Origin of the sequence: Roseateles aquae (genome assembly GCF_032337115.1) — a bacterium.
In the GTDB taxonomy this organism is placed as follows: domain Bacteria; phylum Pseudomonadota; class Gammaproteobacteria; order Burkholderiales; family Burkholderiaceae_C; genus Roseateles_C; species Roseateles_C aquae.
Genome location: NZ_JAVXZY010000005.1, coordinates 1 through 9,542, shown reverse-complemented (window position 1 = coordinate 9,542; position 9,542 = coordinate 1). Strand labels below are relative to the sequence as shown.

The following is a 9,542-nucleotide window of genomic DNA, read 5'->3' as shown; positions in this document are numbered from 1 at the left end:
GCCTGCGACGGCTCAGGCCCGCTTCAGCCGGATGCGCGCCTCGGTGCCCTGCTCGGCCGCGCTGCTCAACGTCAAGCTGCCGCCCATGGCCTCGATCAGATGGCGGCTCAGCACCAGGCCGATGCCGGTGCCGTCGATGGCCTCGCGTTCACGACCGAGGCGGTTGAAGGGCTCGAACAGATGCTGCAGCTGGGTCGGGCTCATGCCCAGGCCGTCGTCCGCCACCAGCACATCCAGTTCGCGCTCGCTGGGCTGATTCACCCGCAGCCAGACATGGCCGCCGCGGCGGTTGTACTTGATCGCATTGCTGAGCAGGTTCAACAAGGCCTGACGCAGGCGCAGCGCATCGGCCTTGACCCTCAAGGCGGGCAAACCCTCCACCGCCAGGCTGATACCGGCCGCCGCTGCCTGGGCGCCGACCATGTCCAGCGCCTCGCGCAGCAGCGGCGCCAGTTCAGTTGGCTGCACCGCCACATGCAGATGCCCGCCCTCGATGCGACTGAGGTCCAGCACATCGTTGATCAGCTGCAGCAAATGCCAGCCGGCGCCCAGAATGCCGTCGAGCTGTTGGCGCGCACGCTGGTCCAGGCTGGCATTGCTTTGCAAGACCTGACCAAAGCCCAGCACCGCGTTCAGCGGCGTGCGCAGCTCATGGCTCATCCGCGACAGAAACTCCGACTTGGCGCGGCTGGCCGCCGCTGCCGCGACACCCTCTGCCCGCGCCCGCTCAGCCTCGGCATGCAGACGACGCCATTCCGAGATGTCGCGGTAGATGAAGAGCATGCAGTCTTCGCCATTGACCGACAACGGCCGTATCGACATCAAGCCGTGAACGACCACGCCATCCTTGCGGCGTATTGCCATCTCCATTGAATCGACCTTGCCTTCGCTGCGAAAGGTCTCGATCAGCTGTTCGCGCTGCTGCGGATCGACCCAGACACCGAGCTGCAGGCTGGTGCGGCCCAAGACCTCCTCACGGCTGTAGCCACCGATGCGGCTGAAGGAGGCGTTCACGTCCAGGTAGAGGCCATCGGAGATGCGGGTGATGCCCATCGAGTCCGGCGTGGTCTCGTAGATCTTCTGGAAGCGTTCCTGCGACTCGACATAGGCCATCTGCTGGCGCTTCATCGCGTCAATGTCGAGATGGGTACCGACGAGAAGCAAGACCTGACCCTCTGCATCGCGCTTGACCACGCGGCCGCGAGCCAGGATCCAGCGCCAGCGGCCGTCGGTGGTACGCATCCGGTATTCATTGAAATAGGCCGTCTCCGGCGCCTTCAGGTAGCGTTTGACGTTGTCGATGGCGCGCGACTTGTCATCGGGATGCAGCAACTGGCGCCAGGCGAAGTCTTCCGGCGGGAAGTCGCCAACGGCATAGCCGAGCTGGCGGTAATAGGCATCGCTGAGCACGATGCGGCGCTCGGCCACGAACCATTCCCAAGGCGCCGCACCGCTGGCTTCCAGCGCCGTCTCCAGCCCCAGCAGGCGCTGCTGCTGGGCACGCAAATGCCTTTGCTGACTCAGCAGCAGCCCAAGGCAGAGCAAAAGCGCCGCCAGCAGCAGGGCCAGGGCGATGGCAGGGATCGACAACAGCTTGGACCTCCACCCGAGCACCGCCTCGGCAAGAGTGCGCGCGTCCGGCAATTGACACCTTGGCGACAGCGCTGGGCAGAGGGCACCCGGCGTCGCGGTACGACACTATCGTACCCGGGCACAACAGCTGGCAACAGTGACAGCAGTTCCTTGTTTACTTCGCGGCCACGGTACGCATAATGGGACGCCATGATCCAGCAGGGGCCCTTGCATGACTGACCTGGTGTTTGCCGAGGAATTGCCTGAAGAGGCGCCAGCCGCGCGGGCCAAGCCGATTGACCCCTGGGTGGTCATGATCGTCGACGACGATCCGGCGGTTCACCAGGTGACCCAGCTGGTGATGGCCGATTTCGAATTCAACGGCCGCCGCCTGCAATTCCTCGACGCCTACAGCGCCGCCGAAGCGCGCGAGCTGCTGCGCACCCGCCGCGATATTGCGCTGGTGCTGCTTGATGTGGTGATGGAGAGCGAGCATGCCGGCCTGGACCTGGCCCGCTACATCCGCGAAGAGGTGCAGAACAACCATGTGCGCATCGTGCTGCGCACCGGCCAGCCCGGCCAGGCGCCCGAAGAGCATGTCATCAAGACCTATGACATCAATGACTACAAGGAAAAGACCGAGCTGACCAAGCGCAAGCTGATCACCGTCTTCTACTCGGCGCTGCGCTCCTACCGCGACATCATGATCATCGAGCAGTCGCGCCAGTCGCTGCGTCGCTCGATCGATGCCATCACTCGCGTCTACGATTCACAAAACCTGCGCCGCTTTGCGTCCGCCGTGCTGGAGCAGGTCGCTCATCTGCTCGGTTATGAGGCACAAGGCCTCTGTGCCAGTCGCATCTCGGCCTATGCCGCCTCGCATATCGAGGGCCGGCTGAAGGTGCTGGCCGCCACGTCCGAGTACTCGCGGCTGCTGGTCGATGAGGAAGTTGAAAGCCTGCCCGAAAGCGTTCGCCAGGCCCTTGATCGCGCGCTGAGCTCACAGGCGAGCTATTTCGAGGAGCTCTGCTTCGTAGGCTATTACCGCAGCAGCACCGGCAATGAGAGCCTGCTGTACATGGTGTTCTCGGAGCCGGTCGACGCACAGGCGCGCGAGCTGCTCGAGATCTTCTGCGCCAACGTGGCCATCACCTACGAGAGCCTGTTGCTGCGCGAGGAGATCCAGGACACCCAACGCTCCACCGTCTACATCATCGGCGAGGCGGTCGAGCGTCGTTCCAAGGAAACCGGCGCCCATGTGCGCCGCGTTGGCGAGCTCTCGGCGCTGCTGGCCGAGGCGGTGGGCATGAAGGGCGGCGATGTCGAGTTCATGCGCCAGGCCTCGCCGCTGCACGATGTCGGCAAGATCGGCATCCCGGACCGCGTGCTGAACAAACCCGGCAAGCTCGACGAGGAAGAGTGGCAGGTGATGCAGACCCATGCGCGCATCGGCTACGAGCTCTTGAACAAGTCCGACAAGCGCATCCTGCAGCTGGGCGCCATCATCGCCCACGAGCACCATGAACGTTGGGACGGCCAGGGCTACCCACGCGGCCTGGCCGGCGACCAGATCCATATCGCCGGCCGCATCGTCGCGCTGGCCGATGTGCTGGACGCGCTGGTCAGCCAGCGTTGCTACAAGGAAGCCTGGAGTTTTGATGACGCGATCAACTACGTCCAGGAGCAGGCCGGCAAGCAGTTCGATCCGCAGCTGGTCAAGCTGCTGACCGAGCGGCTCGATCTGGTGCGCGATATTTACCGCCTCTTCCCCGACCAGGCGAACCCCTGATCCGCTCCCCCAATCCGCTCATCCAGAGCCCTTGCGCAGTACCACCATGGCAGACCCCGACGCGCTTGCTACGGGCCCAGATGCCCTGATTGACCAGCAGCTGCTGGCCCTGCTGCAGCAGACCGCCGGCGCCCATGGCCTGGCCTATTTCCGCCTGCTCTGCCGCACCCTGGCCCAACAGCTGGGCTGCGAGACGGCGTTGCTGGCCCGGCGCGACAGCACGGCCGAGGGCCGGAGCACGCTGCGCGCGCTGGTGGTCTGGCAGGTGCAGGACTGGCTGCTGGACGAACAACAGCCGCTTGAGGCCGAACTGGCGGACCGGCTCGACGACATCTGCTGCGAGCGCATCGCTGATCTCCTGCCCGGCGAACTGCCGGCAGTGCCGCGGCAGATCGTTGCCGTGCAACTGCGCGATGGCAATGCCCACTCGCTGGGGCTGCTCTTGGTGGCAAGCAGCAGCGCCCTGCCGGATGCGCCTGCCGTCCAGGCCCTGCTGCGCCGCCTGACCGAGCGCTGCGCCGCCGAGCTGATGCTGGTCAATGCCGGCGCCCGCGAGCAGGAGCTGCTGGGCCAGCAGGGCGCGCTGCAGCTGCTGGCCACCGGCCGGATGATCGAACAGGAGCGCCTGGCCGCGCTGGGCAGCCTGGTGATCGGCATGGCGCAGGACGTGGGCACGCCGATGGGCGTGGCCGTGACCGCCGCCTCCGGGCTCGAAGAGTTTTCCCGCCAGCTGAGCCAGCTCTTGCAGCGCGACACCGTCTCGCGCCAGGAACTGCAGGCGCTGGCGGCTCGGATGAGCGAGGCCACCACGCTGATCGGTGGCCATCTGCGCCGCGCCGCCGATCTGCTGGCCGGCTTCAAGAGCTATGCGGTCGATCAGAGCAGCGACACCGCCGTGCCGCTCGATCTGCCCGACTATCTGCACACCGTCGCGCGGGTACACAGCTCGCTGCTGAAGTCCTCGAAGATACGCATCGACTGGCAACTGCCCGAGCGGGTGCCGGCGGTGATGCGCGCCGGGCTGCTGTCGCTGCTGCTGTCCAAGCTGCTGCTCAATGCGGTGCAACATGCTTTTGAGGGCATCAAGGACCGGCAGATCCGCATCGCGCTCTCGGTTACCGAGGGCCGCGCCCGCATCGTCTTCCGTGACAACGGTCGCGGCATATCGGCGCCACTGCGCAAACATCTGCAGCATCTGCTGCACCAGCATGCCGGCGCGGCCGAGGGCCCCGGCATGGGCTTGGGCCTGGTTGACCAGCTGGCCCGTTCGCTGGGTGGCGAGCTGGCGCTGGACGAAACGGAAGGCCCCGGCCTGGGCTTTATCATCGAGCTCCCGCTGGCGCCTGCGGCGCTGCGTTAAGCATCCATTCAGCCCCCTCTTTGGTCCATGTGTAGAACCTGCCACGCGCGGCGAGGCCGCCGCATTGCCCTGCGTCCCCTTTCCCCAGCGGGAACGCGCTGATGGCCTGGCTGCTGCGCGAGCTGCGCCTGTTCTTCATCGCGTTGCAGTTCTTCACCCGCATTCCCATTCCGGCCTGGGTCGGCTTCGAGCCCGTCTGGTTGCAGCAGTGTGCCCGCTACTTTCCGCTGGTAGGGTTGTGCGTCGGCGCCGTCAGTGCTGCAGTGCTGTGGGGCGCGCAGTGGCTGTGGCCGGCGCCGGTGGCCGTGGGCCTGGCCATGGCCGCCAGCATGCTGCTCACCGGTGGTTTTCATGAAGATGGGCTAGCCGACACCTGTGATGGTCTGGGCGGCGCCGTCAGCCGCGAGAAGGCCTTGCTGATCATGAAGGACTCGCGCCTGGGCAGCTATGGCGCGCTCGGCCTGATCATGGTGCTGGGCCTGAAGGCGGCCTGCCTGATCGGCCTGGCCGAGGCCCAGCCCAACGAGGCGGCGGCGCTGCTGCTCTGGGTGCACGGCGCCTCACGGGTGGCGCCTTTGTGGTTGATGCACGCCCTGCCCTATGGCGGCGATGCCGAGCATGCCAAGGCCAAGCCGCTGGCCACCAGCATCAGCAACGCCGGCTTTGCCGTCGGCCTGCTGTGGGTGCTGCTCGCGGCTGGCGCCTTGGTGGCCTGGCGCCCGGCGCTGTTGCCGCTGCTGTGCGGCGCCAGCGTCGCCGCAGCGGCCATGTGTCTGTGGATGCAGGCCTGGCTGGACCGGCGCCTGGGCGGCTACACCGGCGACAACCTGGGTGCCTCGCAGCAGCTCAGTGAGCTGGCCGCGCTGCTCGCGCTGCTGGCGCTGTGGCACCTGCTGTGAACGCGACGGCACTGCGGGTCTGGCGCCATCCGCGTCCGATCGGGGCCGAAGGGCGCTGCATTGGCGCGGGCACCGATCTGCCGGTGCACTGGCGCAAGGCCAAGCGGCTGGCGCGGCGCATCCAGGCCCACGCGCGGCGTGAGCGTCTGGCGCACGAGGTCTGGACCTCGCCGCTGCAACGCTGTGCCGATGTCGGACGCTGGCTGAGACGCTGGGGCTGGCGGCATCACCGCTGCCGGGCGCTGTTGGAGCTCGACTTTGGCGACTGGGACGGCCAGCGTTGGGACTCGATCGGTGCCACGGCCGTGGACATCTGGATCGCGGACTTCGTCCAGCACGCGCCAGGCCATGGCGAGAATCTGCTGACTTTGCTGCAGCGGGCTGCCGCCTGGCACGCCGCGCCACGGCCCCAAGGCGGTGACACGCGGCTCGTTGTGAGCCATGGCGGCTGGATGCTGGCTCGCCGATGGCAGCAGCAGCATGGCACGGTGCTACCCGATGCGGCCGTTTGGCCCCGGCCGCCCCGCTATAGCGAATGCTGGCAGCTTTGAGGCCGGCGCCCGCGGCTCAGCACTGGTCGCGGCGACGGCGCAGCCAGGGTACCAGCCCCACCAGGCCCAGGCTGAGCAGCAAGGCCTGGGAAGGTTCGGGGACGGCCGAGACGCTGAAGTTGTCGAACCCCAGCACCTCACTGACCCCATTGTGGTATTCGCCCTTGATGCTCAGGCCGTTCAGCTGTGCCAGCACGGCGGGCAGCTGCGCGCCGAAATTCGCGACGGTCAGTTGCACGCTGTAGCGGTGCCACTGGCCATCGGCCGGCGGCAGATTGGGGGACACCATGTCCAGCGAGACCGCCCCGGCCGCGCCGCTGAAGGTCAGTTCACCGAACGGCGACCAGTCCGGGCTGTCCCCATTGATATTGCGCGCGTCGAAGCTGAGCGTGCCACCCAGGAAACTGCTCCAGTTGCCAAGCAGCGCGGTCGGCGCAACGATCAGGAAGTCGTCGCTGCTCGAATCAGCAATCTGCAGGAATCCGCCACCGTTGCCGCCACTGGCCTGATGGCTCAGCGCGCCGCCATTGCTGGCAGTCCAACCCTGCGCACCGAGCGAAAAGTCCTCGGTAATGGTTTGAGCTTGTGCGGTCGTGAGCGCCAGCATCAGCGCTGCAACACCCAGCATGGAAGTACGAACATGGCTTGCCTCCTGCGGACTCTCGGCCTCATAGCCTATGCAATGGCCGATGCAATGGCCGATGCAATGGCCGGATTCTTACGCCTAGCTCAGGCTCCCGGGCGAATCGCGGGCGCGGAACTGTAAGCGAATGCAGTGCCTACCAGCGCGGCGATGCCAGCGGCGGCGGGACACGCTTGAGCCCCTGGCGCTCGGCCAGCGCATGGCGCACCCCAGACGGTGCCAGGCCCTTGAAGTACGCCCAGTCGCCATGACTGGCGCGCAGGGCTTCAAGCGCCTGCGCCTCGGCGGCGGCACCGCGCAGGCCCTCATCCAGCGCCTGCTGGGCCAGCGCATCGATGCGGCGCAAATAGCCGGCGAAGTCGGCCACATCCGCGGCCGTCCCGGGCTCGCCATGGCCCGGCACGAAGCGGCCAGCGTGCCCCTCGAAGGCGGCCAGCGTCGCTATCCAGTCGCTCAGCCGCGCGTCGGTCAGATTGGGCGCGGCACGGCGCCAGAACAGATCGCCCATGAAGAAGACCTGCGCGTCGGACAGCCAGGCGATCGTGTCGCCGCCGGTATGGCCCAGCGCATGGCGCAGCCACAACTGCCGCCCGCCCAGCTCAAGCATCATCTGCTGCTCATAGCCGATGCCCGGCGCTTGCAGTGCCTGCACCCGCGCGCGTTGTGCCTCGCTGATGCGTTCGCCGCCGAGCAGCCGCAGGTTCTCGGGCCGCACCCAGGCAGCGACCTGGCGCTGCGCAATCAGCGTGGCGCCGGCGGCGGCGAAGATCGCGTTGCCGCCGACATGATCGACATGGTGATGGGTGTTGACCAGATAGCGGATCGGCAGCGCCGAGCGCCGGCGTATTTCGGCCAGCAGCGCAGTGGCGGCCTCCGCCTCGTAGAAACTGTCGATGACGGCGATCGCCTCGCTGCCGAACACGACGCCAGCGTTGGCACCCGCGCCTTCGTCGATGGCCGCCAGTACGCCTGGGGCCAGCTCTTCCAGCCGGAAATAGCGCTTGGCTGGCACCACGGCTGCAGTCTCGGCCGCCCAGGCCGCGGAGCACCAAGGCGCACCGATTGCAGCAGCCAGCAGCCTTCGACGCGAAAGGCCATCACCCATCGCCGGTTTCAAGCTTTGACGGCCGTCAGCCGCAGGTACTTTTGCATCAGCGTTTCACGGCTTTCGACATGGGCCGGGTTGACCGGGATGCAGGCCACCGGGCACAGCTGCACGCACTGCGGCTCGTCGAAATGGCCGACGCACTCGGTGCACTTGCTGGCATCGATCTGATAGAACTCCTCGCCCATCGAGATCGCCTGATTGGGGCACTCGGGCTCGCAGACATCGCAGTTGATGCATTCGTCGGTGATCATCAATGCCATCGCCGTGCCCTCACAAGGTCTTGATCCGTTCTTCCAGCCGCGCCCGCACCGAGGGAGAGACGAACTGGGAGACATCGCCGCCCAACTTGGCAATTTCACGGACAAAGGTGCCGGAGATGAACTGGTACTGGTCCGACGGGGTCAGGAACACCGTCTCGACCTCGGGCATCAGCTTACGGTTCATGCCGGCCATCTGGAATTCGTATTCGAAATCGCTGACCGCGCGCAGGCCGCGCACCACCACCTTGCCGCCGTTGTTGACGACGAAATCACGCAGCAGGCCGTGGAAGGGAATCACCTCGACGTTCGGATACTTGGCCGCCAGTTCGCGGGCGATGTCCAGGCGCTCGTCCGGCGTGAACATGGTGTTCTTGTGATGGCCGGCGGCCACCGCCAGGATCAGCCGTTCGAACAAACGGCTGGCACGGCGCATCAAGTCCTCATGGCCCAAGGTCATCGGATCGAAGGTGCCGGGGTAGACGGCGGTCAGAACGGTCACAGAGGTCAAGCGCGGCTCCTGGCAACGAGGCGTTGTAGCGGACAGTCGAACAGCCCGGATTATCCGCTGCGCCGCAAGACACAGTAGTGAACCGCCCCGGCGCGCGCCTCGCGCCACAGCGTCAGCCCGCACTCGGGCGGCACGGCAATCGCCTCGGGCGATTCCAGGTAGAGATAGCCGCCTTCGACCAGCAGCGGTGCCGCGGCGCGCAAGGCGGGCTCGAACAGGCCGGCGGCAAAAGGCGGGTCCAGAAACACCAGCTCAAAACGCTGGGCCGGCGCGCGCGCCATCCAGGCCAAGGCATCACTGGCCTCGACCCGCAGCTGCTCGGCGCCGAGCTTGGCGCGGCTGTTGTTGAGGCTGCGCACCAGATCGGCGTCGCGCTCCAGCAGCAAGACTTCGGCCGCGCCGCGCGAGGCGGCCTCAAAGCCGAGTGCGCCGCTACCGGCAAAGGCGTCCAGCACGCGCCAGCCGTCCAGATCCTGGCCCAGCCAGTTGAACAGGGTTTCGCGAACGCGATCCGGCGTCGGGCGCAGGCCCGGCTTGTCGGCCACCGGCAGCTTGGAGCGCTTCCAGCGCCCGCCGATGATGCGCACCTCGCGGGCGGCCAGCCGTGGTGGCCCCGGCTGCACCGGCTTGCGCGGCTGCGACATGCCGTCCTGACGTTCCGATTTCTTCTTGCCCTGCCCCGCTTCGGTCAGGACGCGCAATGATTTCGCTCTCATGCCCGGCATTGTCGCCGAGCGTTCAGCTAAGGAAGGTCTGCATAAGTCGGCGTGGGTCGTGGTTGAGAGAAAAGGGGCGGCCACGTAGGCGCGCTGCGAAGGTCGGGCTGGTGGCCCGACAGCCGAGCAGCGCAAC

General features: G+C 66.8%; 10 protein-coding genes. 4 read left to right on the top strand and 6 right to left on the bottom strand.

Annotated elements, in window-relative coordinates; genetic code table 11:
* Positions 1–12: 12 nt before the first annotated feature.
* A complete protein-coding gene (locus RQP53_RS12990; protein WP_315650749.1) occupies positions 13–1,590 on the bottom strand; it encodes a PAS domain-containing sensor histidine kinase in 1,578 nt (525 codons plus the stop codon).
* A 214-nt stretch (positions 1,591–1,804) separates the two neighbouring features.
* Between RQP53_RS12990 and RQP53_RS12985 the strand changes: the two genes are divergently transcribed.
* From RQP53_RS12985 to RQP53_RS12970, 4 genes are all read left to right on the top strand, one after another.
* Positions 1,805–3,361: a DUF3369 domain-containing protein gene (locus RQP53_RS12985; protein ID WP_315650748.1), complete on the top strand. Its 1,557-nt coding sequence runs from the start codon at positions 1,805–1,807 to the stop codon at positions 3,359–3,361.
* 46 nt (positions 3,362–3,407) lie between these two features.
* On the top strand, positions 3,408–4,721 hold the full coding sequence (locus tag RQP53_RS12980) for a sensor histidine kinase (RefSeq protein WP_315650747.1): 1,314 nt from the start codon (positions 3,408–3,410) through the stop codon (positions 4,719–4,721).
* Between the two features lie 101 nt (positions 4,722–4,822).
* On the top strand, positions 4,823–5,620 hold the full coding sequence (locus RQP53_RS12975; RefSeq protein ID WP_315650746.1) for an adenosylcobinamide-GDP ribazoletransferase: 798 nt from the start codon (positions 4,823–4,825) through the stop codon (positions 5,618–5,620).
* Positions 5,617–6,171, top strand: coding sequence for a histidine phosphatase family protein (locus tag RQP53_RS12970; protein WP_315650745.1), 555 nt, complete (start codon positions 5,617–5,619; stop codon positions 6,169–6,171). The genes RQP53_RS12975 and RQP53_RS12970 overlap by 4 nt, the downstream gene beginning before the upstream one ends.
* A 16-nt stretch (positions 6,172–6,187) precedes the next feature.
* On the opposite strand, the gene RQP53_RS12965 is transcribed toward RQP53_RS12970, so the two are convergent.
* The 5 genes from RQP53_RS12965 to rsmD form a co-directional block, all read right to left on the bottom strand.
* On the bottom strand, positions 6,188–6,799 hold the full coding sequence (locus RQP53_RS12965) for a PEP-CTERM sorting domain-containing protein (RefSeq protein WP_315650744.1): 612 nt from the start codon (positions 6,797–6,799) through the stop codon (positions 6,188–6,190).
* Positions 6,800–6,950: 151 nt separating this feature from the next.
* Positions 6,951–7,829 carry an MBL fold metallo-hydrolase gene (locus tag RQP53_RS12960; RefSeq protein WP_315650743.1) on the bottom strand — a complete coding sequence of 293 codons (879 nt, stop codon included), beginning with the start codon at positions 7,827–7,829 and terminating at the stop codon, positions 6,951–6,953.
* A 98-nt stretch (positions 7,830–7,927) separates the two neighbouring features.
* Entirely contained in the window at positions 7,928–8,182 is a 255-nt protein-coding gene (locus RQP53_RS12955; RefSeq protein WP_315650742.1) for a YfhL family 4Fe-4S dicluster ferredoxin, read from the bottom strand.
* Between the two features lie 10 nt (positions 8,183–8,192).
* On the bottom strand, positions 8,193–8,690 hold the full coding sequence (gene coaD / locus RQP53_RS12950) for a pantetheine-phosphate adenylyltransferase (RefSeq protein WP_315650741.1): 498 nt from the start codon (positions 8,688–8,690) through the stop codon (positions 8,193–8,195).
* 50 nt (positions 8,691–8,740) lie between these two features.
* Positions 8,741–9,406 (bottom strand): 16S rRNA (guanine(966)-N(2))-methyltransferase RsmD, encoded by a 666-nt coding sequence (rsmD, locus tag RQP53_RS12945; protein ID WP_434064088.1) that lies wholly within the window; start codon positions 9,404–9,406, stop codon positions 8,741–8,743.
* Between the last annotated feature and the right edge of the window lie 136 nt (positions 9,407–9,542).